Genomic DNA, 15,998 nt, shown 5'->3' on the forward strand with positions numbered 1-15,998 from the left:
TCGTGACCTTAAAAACGTAGACCTCAAAAGTCTTAGGCTGGTCATGTTGTGGCTTGTATCCCGCTTGCGTTAGTCGGGCAGTCTACAAGCCCCTGCCTTTAGGCATGGGGTTCATGACTGTATGCCATTTTTCTCTTTCCTTTAACGGCCGCTGTAATATCTCAAACATTAACTTTTTATCTTTCCTTGAGTTGTACCTTGTTATTGTACCAATTCATAAACAGAGAAACTATCAAACTAATTGTTAGGTATGTTCCCATGATAATTAGCATTGCTTCGATCGCCCGACCGGTCTGATTCAACGTCGGAGACCCCACGACAAAATAAACGTCGGGATAAGCAACCGCAACCGCTAAACTCGAATTCTTAGCTAAATTGAGATATTGACTGGTTAAAGGCGGCAAAATTACCCGCAAAGCTTGGGGCAAAATTACCAGCCGCATCGCAATCCCGGACTTCAATCCCAAAGATTTTGCCGCTTCCAACTGTCCTCTCGATACTGACTGAATTCCAGCCCGGACAATTTCGGCAATGTAACTGCCAGTATACAAGCTGAGTCCTGTCACCAAGGCTGCAAATTCTGGAGTTAATTTTAATCCTCCTTCGAGTTGCAATGCTGGTGTCAGGCGGGGGAAATCTAGGCGCAAAGGCAGATTTTGGGTGATAATCCAAGCTAAGATTGCACTCAGACCGATCGCACCTAAAGCCCAAAACAACTGTCTTCCCGGCTTAGCTTCTTCCAACATCACCCGCGCCCGCCACATCCACAGCCCCGCCGCCGCCAAAACTCCGACAGTTAGCAAAATCAACCAAATCTCAAAACCCGGCAAAGCCACCGGCCAAGGTACACCAATGCCGCGATTTGTCAAGTAAATAGGCCCTCTCATCTGCTGATTGTCTTCCACTTTTGGCAGGGAAATGAAAACTGCAAAATACCAAAAAAATAATTGCAGCAATAACGGCGTATTTCGCAAAACTTCCACGTACAAACCCGCCAAACTCCGCAGCAGCCAATTGTCGGAAAGGCGCGCAATTCCTACAGTCAAACCCGCAATTGTTGCGAAAATAAGGCCTAGACCCATCACCCGCAGCGAGTTGATTAAACCTACAAAATAAGCTTGTCTGTAACTGTTTTCGGGACTGTAGGGAATCACGCTTTCGCCGATGTCAAAGGATGCTTGGGAATTGAGAAAGTCAAATCCAAATGCAATCCCCAGTTGCGCGTAATTGGCACTGAGATTGTCCCAGAGAATTGCGATGACAGTTATTACTAAAATTACGGCGATCGCCTGTCCGGCAATTTTCCAGAAGCGATCGTCCCGCAGCAGTTTAATCATTGGTTATTAGTCAGTTGGCAGTTGGCAGTTGGCAGTTGGCAGTTGGCAGTTGGTAGATTTTAGTCAACAGTCAACAGTGGGCAGTTACCAGATTTTAGTCAACAGTCAACAGCTAACAGTCCAATGACTAATGACTGCTGAATGCTGACTGAATGCTGACTGCTGACTGCTGACTAAAAAAAATTAGCGGAACGGCGGCGAGTAAAGCAAACCGCCATCTTTCCAGAGTCTGTTTTGACCGCGGTCTAACTTAAGTGTACTTTTGGGACCGAGATTGCGATCGTACATTTCCCCGTAATTCCCCACTTTTTTAACAACGCGGACGGCGTAGTCGTTCGGGAGTCCCAAACCTTTACCTAAATCTCCTTCCTTTCCTAGCAAACGTTTGACGTTCGGGTCTGTAGTGCTTGCCACAGTTTGGTCTATATTTCCCGAATTAATTCCCAAATCTTCAGCTTCAATCGCCGCGAAAATAATCCATCTCACCGCGTCCGACCATTTAGGATCGCCGCTTTTCACGGCTGGGGCTAACGGTTCTTTTGACATCACGATCGGCAAAACAACATTATTCTCGGAATTCGGCAGAGTTGTGCGCTTGGACACGAGTTGCGATCGATCGGCAGTAATACCTTGACAGCGACCTTCTTGATAGGTAGCAAAGGTAGTATTCACATCTTCAAACACGACAGGAGTGTATTTAACTCCTAGTTTTCGCATTTGATCGGACAAATTTTGTTCGGTGCTCGTACCTGTTTGCACGCAGATAGATTTGCCCGCAAAATCTTTTAAACTTGTAATGCCGCTGTCTTTTTTGACCATGATGCTTTGAGAGTCATAAAAGATCACCGGGCCAAATTCCAGTCCGGTAGTGCTGTCGCGACTCGCCGTGTAGGTCGTATTTCGGCTGAGAATATCGATTTCTCCGGCCTGCAAAACTGTAAATCTATCTTTGGCGTTGAGCTTTCGGTACTCGACTTTTTCGGGATCGTCGAATATTGCCGCCGCCACCGCCCTGCACACATCCACATCCAGTCCCGAGTATTTGCCTTTTTCGTCTACAAAGCTAAAACCCGGCACTTCGCCGCTGACACCGCAAATCAGTTTGCCGCGGCTGACAATTGTATCTATCCGGCTCGAACCTTGTTGCGATTTGCCTTCAGCAGTAGTTGTGGCTGTATTTTGTCCGACTTGTGCCGATCGATCCCTACAAGACGCCAACGGGGCCACAAACAACACACTTGCCAGCAACAGAAATCCCCATTTACGCATAGATTTTAGTAGAACGCTTTCCTGACAATCCTACCTTGTAGCTGTCGAGAACTGTTGCGATCGGCGATGTACAAGAGCCGACGGCTTCTGGCTTAGCCGTTCCGATCCCAATTCTGTCGCCTGACAAGTGTACTGGCTGCCAGCCTGTTATTTCTTTTGCCCGCTGCGGGCGATCGCCCTTTCCTGCAATATTTATCCAATTTTGATTTAATCGGCTCAGAACCGCTCTGGTGCTAGGCGCTGCTCAGCTAAATCGCGTATTAGGGACAGCCGAGACTCTATGTACTCGTTCAACAAATCTGTTTCTTTGCCATTTAGCGCAGAGTTCGTCTTTAACTGCTTCAGCAGCCACTGTACCAGGGTCGCATCGTCCAAATTCACTAACAGAGTGGCTTGGGTAGTTTCAATTAATGACCAGAGTTGGCGTAACATGACTGGAGTCATAAAACCTCGTTGAGCGTAAATACGCACTTAATGGGCGGGCATAGTGAAAAGCTGGTCTTGGTGTCTCAAGCCGATCGATGAAAAGCACCCGTCTAGCCATCAGCTTAATGATTATTTTATATTTGACCACAATAACTTAATACAGCAGTGTCAAAAGCTACAACACACAAGATGTTATAAGAGTTCCCAATTCCGTCACATTGAGATAAATATCTTGATAAAAAATTAAAAATCTTTACAAGCGATCGATCGCGGGGGCTGCCAGGATCTGTTCGGGAGCCACCTGGAGATCCCCTTCAAAAGAAAATTGATTAGACATCTTGCAAAAGTCCTTTTAATCAAATTGTGGGACGCTGCTCAGAGCAACGTCCCACAAGAAAAAAGATTTTTGTGGGACGGGCCCCAGAGCCCGTGCCAGCTATTTTTGCAAGAGATATATTACTCAGCAGCCACCAACTTTTGAACCCCCGCCAGAATTATTTCTAATTCAGCGATGATTTTCGTAGCCCCCTCCCAATCATTTGATTCTGCCAGACTTTGAAGCCGATCGGCCATATCGGGCATTAACCGCACCGCCGCCGTAGCGCTGACACCTTTAATTTGATGAGCGCGGCGGGCCAGCGTCTCCACATCTCCCGAGGCGATCGCTACCTTAGCCGCTTCTAAATAACTGCCAGCATCAACCACAAAAGCTTGCAGTATTTCCCGCTCAAACTCTAAATCAGCGCCCGCAATTTCGTGCAAACGTGTCATATCGACTAAAGATTGAATACCCTCTACAGAGTTTTTGAGTTCCTCGCCATTCAACTTTGGACTTTTAATTTTTAACTGGGCCGACCAATTTTCTAGTACCGATTTTAACTTTTCGATCGAAATAGGTTTGCTAATATAATCGTCCATGCCCGCCGCCAGACACTTTTCGCGATCGCCCTTCAAAGCACTCGCCGTCATCGCAATCACCACCGTCTTTTGGTGTGGCTCGATCGAACCAGCAGCAGCATTTGCCGCTTCCAGGCGGCGCAATTCCAGCGTCGCTTCGTAACCGTCCAAAACCGGCATCTGACAGTCCATCAACACAATGTCATACTTTTTGATAGCAACCATCGATAGCGCCTCTCGGCCGTTATTGGCGACATCCGCCGCGCATCCCAAAACTCTGAGTTGATTCAGACCAACTTTTTGATTGATTGGAGTATCTTCAACTAACAAAATCTTTAAACTTGCTAACTCCCGGTTGTCAATAGCTGAGGCTCGATTGGACGTTGGATTTGCCAGCGGCTCATCAATCAGCGTACTCGGGGCGATCGCATTTACCAAGCAATCAAACAGCCGGTGAGCTTTCACAGGTTTAGTTAAATAGCTGCTAAAACCGATATCTACCAAGCGTTTCGCCTCCGATAGCTGAGTAATTGAAGCCAACACCACCCAATGCGTTTGCTGCATTGCCGACTCAGCAATCATCAAGCGTTCCAGACTTCCCGCCACCATTTCCGGCAACTGAATATCAACCAAAACGATATCGTAAGGGCAATTAACGCTGACAGCTTTGTACAGAGATGCGATCGCCATCCAACCGTTTTCAACCTCCTCAACTTCCATTCCCCAAAAAACAGCCATTCTCAGCAGCACTTTTCGCACAGTCGGCTTATCGCTAGCAACTAACATTTTTCGCCCCGCCAGCACCGTTTCCAAATTCACTTCGCACGCTGTCCCTACAGCAGTTAAATTTTCCTCAACTGCCGGCACAGTAAACCAAAAAGTCGAGCCTGTTCCCAGCGTGCTTTCCACACCGATTTGACCCCCGATCAACTCCACCAACTGCTTAGAAATAGCCAAACCCAAACCTGTCCCACCGTATTTTCTTGTCGTAGAAGCATCAACTTGAGTAAAAGATTGAAACAGCTTTTTTTGGTCTTCCGCAGCAATCCCGATTCCTGTATCTGTGACTTTAAAAATCAGGAACATCGAGCCATTGCTTCCGCTTTTTAACGGTTGGATATTCTCTAAAATTTTCGGGTTGTCGCTGGCTGCCAACAAGCCCGGACTCCTGCCGATAGAAACATCAATTACTACTTCTCCTGCTGCCGTAAACTTAATAGCATTGTTGATCAAATTAGTGAGTATTTGCCGCAACCGCGCTGCATCACCTCTTATTCGCAGCGGCACGCGGCTGTCAATCAGCGCCACCAATTCTATACCTTTTTCTTGTGCGGGAGTTGCCAACAAATCCAGCACTTCATCCAGACAGATACTGAGGTCAAATTCGATCGTTTCTAAGCGCATTTCTCCTGCTTCCAGTTTGGAGAGATCGAGAATATCGTTAATGATGGACAGCAAATTTTGGCCGCTGAGTTTCAGCGTCTGCACAAAGTCGATCTGTTCGGGAGTAAGATTCGTTTTCAGCAGCAAATCAGTCATCCCCATCACTCCATTCATCGGAGTGCGGATTTCGTGACTCATATTTGCTAAAAATAGCGACTTCATTCGAGACGCTTCCAGGGCCGCTTCTCGGGCCTGCTGCGCTTGTTCAAACAAAGTAGATTGCTGAATGGCGATCGCCAACTGCACGCTCAACCTTCCGAGCAAATCCACCTCGGAATCAGTCCAAGCGCGCGGGCCGCTGCACTGGTGGGCAACCAGCAATCCCCACAATCGATTTTGACTCGCTTCCCAACTCCTCACCCGCGACTCAATTTTGGGAGTTTCCGGCGAATATTCTGTTGCCAACTCCTGACTTTCATCGCCGATAAAAATTGGTACAACTAAATTAGCCCTTACCTGCCAACTAACAAGGAAATCTCGGTGGATGTCGCTCAAATTTGCCGTATAAATATCTGCCCTTGCTTGTATTTTTCCGGCGCGGTATAGCGATAGATAACTTTCGCCAAAAGATATTTCTGGAACTTTTATGCCCAGCAACGGGCTCCAATCATCGCCTACAGATTCCACAACAACACTCGCTGTTTCCTCGGAATCAAAACGATAAATTACCGCGCGGTCAGTTGCCAGCAACTGTCGCACTTCTTGTACGGCAGTGCCCAGAGTTTGAGTGAGGTTGAGAGACTGCCGGACTCGCTGGGCGATCGCCGAAACCAGCCGTTCTTGTTCTGCTTGTTCCCGCAGCCTTCTCTCAGCTTGCTTGCGTTCGGTGACATCGCGAATTACCGCAGCAAAGCACAGCGGTTCGATGGTTTCAGGGTGCTTGACTAGAAAAGCATTCATCACAACATCAATAAGTTTTCCGCTGCCCAAGTGCTGCATTTGATCTTCTCCTTGCCACTGGCCCTGACTGATAATTTTTGGCAAAATCTCTTGACTGAATTTCTGTTTAAAATTTGCGCCGAGATAATCCCATATCTCCGTATAAAGCTCTTCCGCAAGAGTCTCTATACCCACCAGTTTTCGTCCGGCTTCGTTCACAAACAGCGTTTTGCCTTTCAGGGTAGCCATACCGATAAAATCGCTGCTGTTTTCAATCAGCGACACAAATTTTTGCCGTTCTTCTTCTCCTTTTTTCCGTTCGGTAATGTCGCGCTTGACGCAGACGTGACAAATTACATCGTCGGCGTTGTTAATCACAGAGTATGCCGCAACGTCGATCGCCAGCGTGCGACCTTTTTTAGTAGAATTAGTAATTTCGCCCCGAAAAGTTCCTGTTTTCGCTAAACTTTTAGAAATTGTCAAAAACCGCTCCCCCGCAAGCAGCGGCGACGCTTCTGCTTGTAATTCCGCGTCTGTGTATTCTAGAAGCGATTGGTGAGCGCGATTTTGTTCGAGGAAAAACCCGTCAGCATCGATAATGACGATCGCATCGTTGGAGTTTAAAAATATTTCTCGGTAAAGTTTTAATTTTTCCTCAGCTCGCTTGCGTTCGGTGATGTCCCTTTTGACGCTTACGTAACAAACTACATCCCCAGCATCATTGAGAACCGCAAAAGCCGAAACTTCCACCTCAACTGTTCCCTCTTGCAAAGCCTTAATACAAGTCATTTCGCCTCGGTAACTCCCAGTTTCTGCCAAGCTTTGCAGCACCGATGCAAATGCCTGTTCTCCCATGTGAGTTGCAGGCGTTTTTCCCCACAATTTCGATAAACTGTAACCCAGCAAAGCCGTGTGAGCTTGATTTGTTTCTAAGTAATAGCCTTGAGGGTCTAAAATGGCGATCGCATCGTTGGATTTCAAAAAGATTTGTTGATAAAGTTCCAGCTTTAACTCAGCTTGTTTGCGATCGCTAATATCCGTGAACAAGCCGTAGTAAACTATCTCCCCCGATGCTTGAAATTCTGGCTGGGAAGCTCCTTGTACCCATTTAAGTTTTCCCGACGGAGTGACAATTCTTCCTTCCCACCGCCAAGGCTGCAAATTTTCAGCAGAAAGCGTCACCGAGTTGAGAAAATCATCTCGATCTTCGGGATGAATCATGTCAACAATTACATTAAAATCCTCCTGAGCCGCATCTGGTTCTATTTCATACAATTCTCGGCAGCCGGCGCTCACAAACGAGAAGGCCATCGAGCCGTCTGGATGCAAGTCAATTTGATATACCGTACCCGGTACGCTAGCGGTAATTTTTTGCAGTTTGGCTTGGCTTTGATTCCTGGCTTCATCTGTAACCTGCAATGGAGAAATCTCCCGAGAAAAACCCAAAACGGCAAATATATTGCCCTCGGCATCGCACAGCGGCAGTTTTTGCGTGTCAAAGACGTGCTGTTTGCCGCCTTCAAAGGCGATCGTCTGGTAGGGATTGCGAACAATCTCCCCGGCGAGTACAGCTCGATCTTCCTCGCGGATGCCCCTAATTGGGCCGTTGCGATCGCCAAATACTAATTCCGCTGAAAACCCTAATTCTATATCATCTTTCCCGATAATTTCCTCAACATTTTTTCCCAAGTATTCAGCAAAACTTTGATTTACAAAAATGTATCTAAACTTTCTATCTTTAGCAAAAACTCTGTCCGGCGCACCGTCCATTAAAGCCCGCAACAATAGTTCTTGACTTTCCGAATCGAGAGCCAAAATATTTTTATTTTTCCCCTTGACATTGGTCGTTTTAGCTGCTAAATTAATTAACGATTTGGCACAAAGTTGAGCGACAGTGTGGAGCAAACAAAGGTACTCAAAATTAAAAGCAGTTGCCTGCTCTGCACCAATGAAAAATACTCCCAACAATTCTTCACTTTCATCCGGGTTGGCCGGTGCCATCAAGACCGACTGAAAATGAGCAATTGGTGGCGGATCTATGTTGTGCGCCCAGTCCCGATTTCCAGCGAGCCATTCAACGCGAGCTGCTTGCAAGCGCCCTTCAATTTCGGCTCTAGCAGTAGCAGTTAAGGGCTGTAAGTGTTGCAGGTACAGTCGATCGTCCGGTGGCGTCAAAATTGCGATCGCCGCGCCAGGAATCAGGCGATCGAGGTATTCGAGACACGCAGACCAAATTTCCTCAACACTAAAAGCGGCTTGAACTTTTGCAGTAAGTTCGTTGAGAACTTGCAGTTCCAAGGTACGCTGGCGGACTTTTGCCTTGAGGCTGGCAGCTAGGATTTGCATAGTTCTCACCAAACTGGTTTGCTTATATTATAATTATTGATTTTTAAACTTTTCAAACAATCATCTTAAAATACATCCAGCGAAAAGACAACTTTTTGATATTTATATTATTTTCAACCGCTAAAAAACAAGGGCGCGATCGGGAGCAAAGAGACACTGCTCAATGCCGCGATCTCGCTCCCGCTGCGACACCTCACCTCACACCCAAAGATGGATGCAAGCTTCAGACTTCCGAGGTTGAACTCAAATAATGTTAGACCAAAATTCAAACCCTCAAATTCATCTGTAGAGTCGATCGATAGACGGTGAAACTACCCCATTAAAATCACGTTATCGATTACATGGATCACGCCGTTATCAGCTTCGATATCCGCAGCGACAACTGTAGCATTTTTTACCTCAAAACCGTCAGAACAATCAATTTTAATCGGCGAACCTTCTAAGGAAGTAACAAAACCGAGTTTGGCCAAATCAGCTTTCATAAACTTGCCAGAGACAACGTGAAACATCAAAATCCTACTCAGTTGGGGAACGTTCTGCACTAGGGTTGTGATAGTTCCCGGCGGCAATTTCGCAAAAGCATCGTCATTGGGTGCAAAGACAGTAAAAGGGCCCGGACTTTTGAGCGCGTCTACCAAATTAGCTACTTGCACCGCTGTTACGAGGGTTTGGAACGAACCCGCACCTACGGCAATATCAACAATATCAGGCATTGTGTTTTACCTCATCTGGGAAAAAAGTTCTATTAAGTATGGTAAACTGACGCGGGCAACAATACATACTCTATTTTTTGAAAATGCTGATAATTGGGAATTCCTAAATTAGTAAGGAATGAGAATTAAATAAATTACAATTTTTATTGTTCTTGTGGGATGGGCGTCCCGCCCGTTCTTTATGGACGGGCGGGACGCCCATCCCACAAATATGTGTAAATTATTTAATTCGCGATCCTAAACTTGTAAACTGCTACAAGACTGCTGGCGCTGGTGAAACCAAAACCTCTGTTTCTAAATCTGCCATTTTAGGATTTAGGTTGTCTTCCTTGTGAATACTAAAACTGCCGTACAAAATTGAAATTTCAAAAATGTCTGTAGTCAGCACAGCAGGCTGGCGGTGAGCCGAGTCGCCCAAAGAAATTCCTAAAAATTCAGCTTCAAGTTCGCCTACTTCCTCTTCATCGTGTACAGTCCACCTGATATCGCGACAGTCTTTAAATGCTAGCACGTAAGGCAATCTTTCTTCAGGATTGTAGACGCATTCGATTAATACTTCGTTTCCCCAAAAAGATACTTTGATATTTGTGACTAAAGATGTCAAACCACCCAAGCCAAGCAAGTTATAGTCGTCTTTCCAATCACTCATTTAACTTTTCTCCGGTATTGTGAGTATCAGGAATTAAATTGCCAAATTCATCTCGCGTCCGCAATAAACGACCATATCGATCGAGACGCAAACCTTTGTTGATATTTCTTCCATCTGAGCCGTATTTCGGCGCTGGCGTTCTAATCGCTTCACCGTTAGGACGTATCATTACTGTTGACTTATCAATAAATTTATATTGAATATAGCCATCTGTAGTAATCTTTACCTTAGCACCCAGTCCGCGCAAGAAATCATCGACTTCTTGGCGAGTCATCCCGGTTAAGTCTCCAAACTCAGATGCAACTCCATTTCCTCCCACTCCCTGACTCGGCACGCAAGTCTCCTCACCAACCATTGCATCTTCGAGTTTAGCACGGTTGGAGAATCGGAAGAAGGAAGTTCGGCAACGGATTCGCTTTCTGAGGATGTAACAGATGGATGGAAGAACGAAGTTCGGCAACGGATTATGTAAAGGATGTAACGGATGTCAGGAAGAAAGGAGAATCATTCCTCAAACTCGCAATGCCCAATGCTTTTAGGCTCAATTTTCAATTCCCAATTTCCAATTCCCAATTCCCAATTTCCAAAACAAATAGGGCCTGCACCGCACGCCCTATTTATCAGCAATTAGCCAACAATTATTTCTTAGCCGAGTTGAACTTTAACCACGCGGTTCTTTTCCGCTTCCGCTTTGGGCAAATTCAGGTGTAAAACCCCATTTCTGTACTCAGCTTGTACGCTGTCATTTTGAACCCGCGCAGGTAGGGGAATCACCCGGCGGAACGAACCGTAGCGGAACTCAGAGCGAGTCATGCCTTTATCTTCACTCTTAGTTTCCAGACGGCGTTCGCCGCTGATTGCAACAGCTTCTGCGGTTACTTGTACGTCCAAATCCTTAGCTTCGATGCCCGGAATTTCTAATTTAAGGTGGATGGCTTCAGGAGTTTCATCGAGTTCGGCGGGCGGTACAAAAGCAACACCGTTAGATGCGCGATCGGTTGCTGGCGTCAAGCTATCAAACAACCGATTCATTTCTCGCTGCAAGGAGTCCATTTCCCGCAAAGGTTCCCAACGAATAAGTGCCATAACTGATACCTCGAATGTCTTAATTTTCTTGAGGTTGAGAAACACTTGACTCAACCTGTATTTAATATATTCCCGATCCAGAAACTGGGGGATTCGGTTTTCCGCAATCGGGCCGATCGCATTTCCGAACATTCGCGTTCGGTATTGTAAAATCATCAAAAGGTGCGGGTATGCGCTCCAACCCGAACCGAGCAATTTTAGATTTTAGATTCGATCGCGCAATTCCCATCTAAAATCTAAAATCGAAGTTCGCTTAACTCCACCGCGAATGCTGATAAGAAGCGTAGGTATCAAACAAAGCACCCACCAAACCAAAAGCTAGGCCGATCACCAAAAAACCCTGGAGGGGACAGCCGCTGCCGAAAGTAGCTAAGAACTGCAAAATCAGGTCTTCCCCAGAACGACCAACTCCTTGGAGAGCAGGCACCAGGCCGAGCAGCGAAAAGCTAGTCAATCCCGCGCCGATTAACAATAAGGGGGCGACAAAGCTCAACAGGCCCGTCAGCAGTAGAGAGCGAAGAAAATTAGGAAAAATGCTCATCAAAATTCTGGGTAGAAACCCCGTCCTTTGAGGACGGCTTTACATTTTTTATTTACTACCGCCGGGCGAATTGGTTGAGTCGGTGTACTTTTGTGTTGCACTTTCAACGGGACAGTTACCGTTTCAAATCTTCCAATCCTGTACGCATAGTATTCTGCTCCAAAGAGCCTCCCTTGCGGGGTAATGTTAGCTTGTCGGTCAATGTTTTGAGAACTTGTTAGACCTGCAACACTGTAAAGCGTGACCTTAGAACTGTTTAATTGCTTCGGACAGAGCTCTTGACTAGCTACGCATCCACGGGGTGTCGTGACTCTCAAAACGTAGGCAGTTAAGCCTTAGTCTGGTCAAAATGGCTTACCGGATTTCTCCCACAAGCCTCGTGCCTTAAGGCCGAGGTTCCTGACAAGAGTTGGTAAATTCAGCTAAACTGCCGAAAGGTGCAAGCAAACAAAACTTGTCCTTTTCTACGATAGGCAGCGATCGCCCTCAGTGGCGAATTATGTCAAAAATCTTAAATCTTATAGAAGAAACTTGTTTAAGATTTGTAGATAGATTTCATTTTTGCAGTTGTTCTACAGTCGAAATCCCTTGAGCACTACCACACCATCGAACCTCAGTTTGTGGAGTCAGCGGTTGCTGGCAGCAATTTTATTGGGCGGCCAAGTCATGCTGCACTTGCTGAAGGGCAAAATTCACCGCCGCAACACCCTCGACCAAATGGCAGCAGTCGGCCCGGAATCTCTGCTGATTGCTTTGCTGACTGCGGCTTTTGTCGGCATGGTGTTTACGATTCAGGTAGCGAGGGAGTTTATTAACCTCGGTGCCGGCAATGTCGTCGGCGGCGTTTTGGCTTTGTCTTTGACTCGCGAACTCGGCCCCGTCTTAACAGCCGTGATCGTGACGGGACGGGTAGGTTCGGCTTTTGCAGCGGAAATCGGCACGATGCAGGTAACAGAACAGATAGATGCCCTGCTGATGCTCAGAACAGACCCGATCGACTATTTAGTAATTCCCCGCGTCCTTGCTTGCTGCTTGATGCTGCCAATTTTAACCATCTTGTCCCTCGTCACCGGTATGGCCGGCGGGCTGCTGATTGCTACGACGATGTACGGCGTCTCTCACAGCGTGTTTTTAGAATCAGTCCGCAATTTCCTGACTCTGTGGGATATTTGCAGCGCAGCAATTAAGGCTTTTGTGTTCGGCGGTTTGATTGCTGTAATCGGCACTAGCTGGGGTTTGACCACCACTGGCGGGGCAAAAGGCGTCGGCCAATCGACTACCACGGCGGTGGTGACGGCAATGCTTGCTATTTTTATCTTGAACTTTTTGATGACTTGGCTAATGTTTCAGGGCACGGGCAGTAGCGTACTCAAAGGCCTGTAAGCTAGGAAACGGATAAAATATAAACAATTGGCAACATTCGTTTAACTTAAGCCCGTGACTACAACTGCCTCTTCGACTGCGCCGACAAATACGATCGAACTCGCTCCGAGTTATGCGATTCCCTTAGTCCTGGTACTGGCGGCGATACCGCTGCTGTTCGTGCAGAAGTGGGCGAGTTTGCCGCTTTCGCTGTTCGGCTTGTTTCTGATGTACCAAGCCGCCACCATCCGGCTGCAATTCACCCTAACCGATTTGGACATTTATCGATCGTCCAACTTAATCCGCCGCTTTCCTTTCCGAGAATGGCAAAATTGGCGGATATTTTGGCCCGCTGTGCCGATTTTGTTCTATTTCAAAGAAATTAACAGCATTCACTTTCTGCCGGTTCTGTTCGATCGTAAAATGCTACAGACCTGTTTAGAACAGCGCTGTCCCCGTCAAGACTGAAAAAGTTGTTAGTTTTAAATTTTTAACTTTTCCGTGCCCACGCCGAACCAAATTTCCCATGAATTCAGACGAATCTCCCACGCAAGAACCGCAAGCACAACCAGACCCTGACGGCGAACCAAATTTACCCGCGAACGAGACGGACTACCAACTGCCATCTCAGACAGGAGATTTGTCGATCGAGCTTCAGGCCGACGCCGCCCAATTCCCGCTCGAAATCGACCCCTGGGGCGAGGAAGATGCCGAAATCGCCCAATTCGTGGACGAAGCAAGCGCCTCCGCCCAAATCCCGCCCAATACCGACGATCGCGCCTCAGAAAGTCCGATCGCTCAAATCGATCCTCCAACCGACTCCCAGCTAATAGCAACCGCAGAAACGGTAACAGACATCCCTGAAAATGTTACCGAACAGTTGGCAGAGCGGGTCAAAGAATTGCAGCAGCAAGAACAAGATTTGACTGAAAGAATTGCCTCCTTGGAAGCCGACAAAGCCAAGGCCATAGAAACGTTGGGCGAGGCTCAAGCATCGATCGGGCGTTTGGTACAAGACGGCTTGATTCAATTAGATCATCGCAAACAAACGTTACAAATCGAAGTAGAAAAACTCGAACGCCGGCGCGATCGAATTCAAAAGGAAATGCGGACAACTTTTGCGGGCGTTTCCCAAGATTTAGCAATCCGAGTCCAGGGTTTCAAAGACTATCTAGTCGGCAGTTTACAGGATTTGGCCGCCACCGCCGAACTCTTAGATTTGACACCGCCCGTGCAAGAAACGCCCAAGCAAATTCCTGCTGAAGAGTCTCAATCCTCAGCACCGGTAAATCCCAGATTTGCCGAACAGGGATTTCAAGAACAAGCCAAACAAATTCGCCGCACCCTCGACCAATATCGCACTCTCCCCGACTACTACGGCCCGCCTTGGCAACTCCGCCGCACTTTTGAACCCATCCACGCAGAACGAGTTTCTAACTGGTTTTTCACTCAAGGAGGAAGAGGTGCTTTGCGGACTATGGGTTCGCGCTTGCAAAATATCTTGATTACTTCGACAATTATTTCTGTGCTCAGAAGCGTCTACGGCGGACGGGTGCGGACTTTGGTGCTCGCGAACAGTCCCGAACGTTTGGGAGAGTGGCGCCGGGGTTTGCAGGACTGTTTGGGCATTACTCGCAGCGATTTTGGCCCGGAACGGGGGATTATTATGTTTGAGTCTGCGGAGGCTTTGGCTCAAAAAGCCGATCGACTGGTGAAAGATGGAAAGTTGCCGTTGATTGTGATTGATGAAACTGAGGATTTAATTAGTTTGTCGATGCTGCAATTTCCCCTGTGGTTGGCCTTTGCTTCCGATCCGCAAACTTTGACGACTGCTAAGGATTTTTGAACTCAAATCCGGATTTAATACCATCTATTCCGGCAATTCCCGGCGAATATAATTCGCGACTATACAAACAAAGTCCGCCTGCGCGGACTCAAGAAATTCAGGAGTAAATTAACCGGATTTGGTATAATTGATAATTGGTAATTGGCAGCAGTAAGGTGCGCATTGCGCACCCTACACATAGTGTTTCTGCGTCCAGGCATAAAACAGTGACAAACTTTCAAAGTACAACAAATCTCAAATCAAAATATGGCTAGCTGGATAATTTTAAATGGCGCATTGCTAATAGCCTCTTATCTACTGGGTTCGATTCCGACTGGGTACGCCTTGGGGAAATGGATGCTGGGAATTGATATTCGAGAGGTTGGTTCGGGTTCGACTGGCGCGACTAACGTACTGAGGACTTTGGGGAAGTGGCCGGGGTTGGGGGTGTTGCTGGTTGACGTGTTGAAGGGGGTAAGCGCGATCGTCCTGATCCGCTACATTTATTCTCTCACTTTTACCCAGCAGCTAGCAACCGCCGCAAATTTAGAAAATACTGCAACAGTCATTCCTTGGATGGCAACTTTGGCTGGTTTCTCTGCTATTTTGGGCCACAGCAAATCGATTTGGCTGGGGTTTACGGGCGGTAAATCTGTGGCTACGAGTTTGGGAGTTTTGCTCGGTTTGTACTGGCCCGTCGGTTTGGGAACTTTCGGAATTTTCGGGATAGTTTTTGCAGTGTCGCGAATTGTTTCTTTAAGCTCGATTATCGGGGCAATTAGCGTGGCTGGATTGATGTTTGCTTTAAATCAGCCGCTGGCTTATGTATTGTTTGGCATTGCGGGCGGCGTATTTGTAATTGTGCGGCACCGCAGCAATATTCAGCGACTGTTAAATGGGACGGAACCGAGAATTGGGGAGAAATTGGAAACAGCAGCTAGCGATAATTAGTATTGTTTTACTGCGGGTTGCCAATTACCATTCTTTCAGGCATTGGCGATATTCCTCAATGAAACTCAACTCTTACTTTTCGCTCGTAGCTCGCTGAATGTAAAATGCGATCGCCCTGTTAGATCCCCTACAACTTCGGTGAAGTCGGGGCAGGAGGTATAGCGCTTAATAAAATTCCTAAAATTTTCCCCGCATCCCTTAGATCCCACATTCCGCAGATGTGATTCATCTTACTGGTATTTTTGAGAAATTCCAGCCATCCAACTTTTTTAGT

At 46.9% G+C, this 15,998-nt stretch carries 13 protein-coding genes; 4 read left to right on the forward strand and 9 right to left on the reverse strand.

Going from position 1 to position 15,998, the window contains the following annotated elements:
• Positions 1 to 176 precede the first annotated feature (176 nt).
• The 9 genes from QUB70_RS27220 to QUB70_RS27260 all read right to left on the reverse strand — a co-directional run bounded on the left by QUB70_RS27220 (position 177) and on the right by QUB70_RS27260 (position 11,586).
• Entirely contained in the window at positions 177 to 1,337 is a 1,161-nt protein-coding gene (locus QUB70_RS27220) for an amino acid ABC transporter permease (RefSeq protein WP_332984643.1), read from the reverse strand.
• Positions 1,338 to 1,520: 183 nt separating this feature from the next.
• Positions 1,521 to 2,606, reverse strand: coding sequence for an amino acid ABC transporter substrate-binding protein (locus QUB70_RS27225; protein ID WP_332984644.1), 1,086 nt, complete (start codon positions 2,604 to 2,606; stop codon positions 1,521 to 1,523).
• Between the two features lie 216 nt (positions 2,607 to 2,822).
• The gene (locus tag QUB70_RS27230) at positions 2,823 to 3,050 is read right to left on the reverse strand and encodes a hypothetical protein (protein ID WP_265239708.1); all 228 of its coding nucleotides are present in this window, start codon (positions 3,048 to 3,050) and stop codon (positions 2,823 to 2,825) included.
• A 438-nt stretch (positions 3,051 to 3,488) separates the two neighbouring features.
• A complete protein-coding gene (locus QUB70_RS27235; RefSeq protein WP_332984646.1) occupies positions 3,489 to 8,597 on the reverse strand; it encodes a PAS domain S-box protein in 5,109 nt (1,702 codons plus the stop codon).
• Between the two features lie 311 nt (positions 8,598 to 8,908).
• Positions 8,909 to 9,310, reverse strand: a complete 402-nt coding sequence (locus tag QUB70_RS27240; RefSeq protein WP_332984647.1) for a fasciclin domain-containing protein — start codon at positions 9,308 to 9,310, stop codon at positions 8,909 to 8,911.
• A 253-nt stretch (positions 9,311 to 9,563) separates the two neighbouring features.
• Entirely contained in the window at positions 9,564 to 9,959 is a 396-nt protein-coding gene (locus QUB70_RS27245) for a hypothetical protein (RefSeq protein WP_332984649.1), read from the reverse strand.
• Positions 9,952 to 10,314, reverse strand: coding sequence for a hypothetical protein (locus QUB70_RS27250; RefSeq protein ID WP_332984650.1), 363 nt, complete (start codon positions 10,312 to 10,314; stop codon positions 9,952 to 9,954). Before QUB70_RS27250 ends, QUB70_RS27245 begins: the two co-directional genes overlap by 8 nt.
• A gap of 290 nt (positions 10,315 to 10,604) precedes the next feature.
• A complete protein-coding gene (locus QUB70_RS27255) occupies positions 10,605 to 11,045 on the reverse strand; it encodes an Hsp20/alpha crystallin family protein (RefSeq protein ID WP_332984658.1) in 441 nt (146 codons plus the stop codon).
• A gap of 253 nt (positions 11,046 to 11,298) precedes the next feature.
• A complete protein-coding gene (locus QUB70_RS27260) occupies positions 11,299 to 11,586 on the reverse strand; it encodes a hypothetical protein (RefSeq protein ID WP_332984651.1) in 288 nt (95 codons plus the stop codon).
• Between the two features lie 588 nt (positions 11,587 to 12,174).
• Here QUB70_RS27260 and QUB70_RS27265 point away from each other — a divergent pair.
• The 4 genes from QUB70_RS27265 (at position 12,175) to plsY (ending at position 15,724) form a co-directional block, all read left to right on the forward strand.
• Complete coding sequence (locus QUB70_RS27265; protein WP_332984653.1) at positions 12,175 to 12,969, forward strand: MlaE family lipid ABC transporter permease subunit; 795 nt, start codon at positions 12,175 to 12,177, stop codon at positions 12,967 to 12,969.
• A 54-nt stretch (positions 12,970 to 13,023) separates the two neighbouring features.
• Positions 13,024 to 13,416 (forward strand): DUF3119 family protein, encoded by a 393-nt coding sequence (locus QUB70_RS27270; protein WP_332984654.1) that lies wholly within the window; start codon positions 13,024 to 13,026, stop codon positions 13,414 to 13,416.
• Between the two features lie 58 nt (positions 13,417 to 13,474).
• Entirely contained in the window at positions 13,475 to 14,794 is a 1,320-nt protein-coding gene (locus tag QUB70_RS27275; RefSeq protein ID WP_332984655.1) for a DUF3086 domain-containing protein, read from the forward strand.
• A 246-nt stretch (positions 14,795 to 15,040) separates the two neighbouring features.
• On the forward strand, positions 15,041 to 15,724 hold the full coding sequence (gene plsY / locus QUB70_RS27280) for a glycerol-3-phosphate 1-O-acyltransferase PlsY (protein WP_332984657.1): 684 nt from the start codon (positions 15,041 to 15,043) through the stop codon (positions 15,722 to 15,724).
• The last annotated feature ends 274 nt before the right edge of the window (positions 15,725 to 15,998 follow it).

Origin of the sequence: Microcoleus sp. A003_D6 (assembly GCF_036702825.1) — a bacterium.
Taxonomy (GTDB): domain Bacteria; phylum Cyanobacteriota; class Cyanobacteriia; order Cyanobacteriales; family Microcoleaceae; genus Microcoleus.

Excerpts from the sequence above, each read along its gene's own strand:
- QUB70_RS27245 (WP_332984649.1), bottom strand. The coding sequence starts at position 9,959 with ATGAGTGATTGGAAAGACGACTATAACTTGCTTGGCTTGGGTGGTTTG.
- QUB70_RS27220 (WP_332984643.1), bottom strand. The coding sequence starts at position 1,337 with ATGATTAAACTGCTGCGGGACGATCGCTTCTGGAAAATTGCCGGACAG.
- QUB70_RS27225 (WP_332984644.1), bottom strand. The coding sequence starts at position 2,606 with ATGCGTAAATGGGGATTTCTGTTGCTGGCAAGTGTGTTGTTTGTGGCC.
- plsY (WP_332984657.1), top strand. The coding sequence starts at position 15,041 with ATGGCTAGCTGGATAATTTTAAATGGCGCATTGCTAATAGCCTCTTAT.
- QUB70_RS27250 (WP_332984650.1), bottom strand. The coding sequence starts at position 10,314 with ATGGTTGGTGAGGAGACTTGCGTGCCGAGTCAGGGAGTGGGAGGAAAT.
- QUB70_RS27235 (WP_332984646.1), bottom strand. The coding sequence starts at position 8,597 with ATGCAAATCCTAGCTGCCAGCCTCAAGGCAAAAGTCCGCCAGCGTACC.
- QUB70_RS27275 (WP_332984655.1), top strand. The coding sequence starts at position 13,475 with ATGAATTCAGACGAATCTCCCACGCAAGAACCGCAAGCACAACCAGAC.
- QUB70_RS27240 (WP_332984647.1), bottom strand. The coding sequence starts at position 9,310 with ATGCCTGATATTGTTGATATTGCCGTAGGTGCGGGTTCGTTCCAAACC.
- QUB70_RS27255 (WP_332984658.1), bottom strand. The coding sequence starts at position 11,045 with ATGGCACTTATTCGTTGGGAACCTTTGCGGGAAATGGACTCCTTGCAG.
- QUB70_RS27230 (WP_265239708.1), bottom strand. The coding sequence starts at position 3,050 with ATGACTCCAGTCATGTTACGCCAACTCTGGTCATTAATTGAAACTACC.
- QUB70_RS27260 (WP_332984651.1), bottom strand. The coding sequence starts at position 11,586 with ATGAGCATTTTTCCTAATTTTCTTCGCTCTCTACTGCTGACGGGCCTG.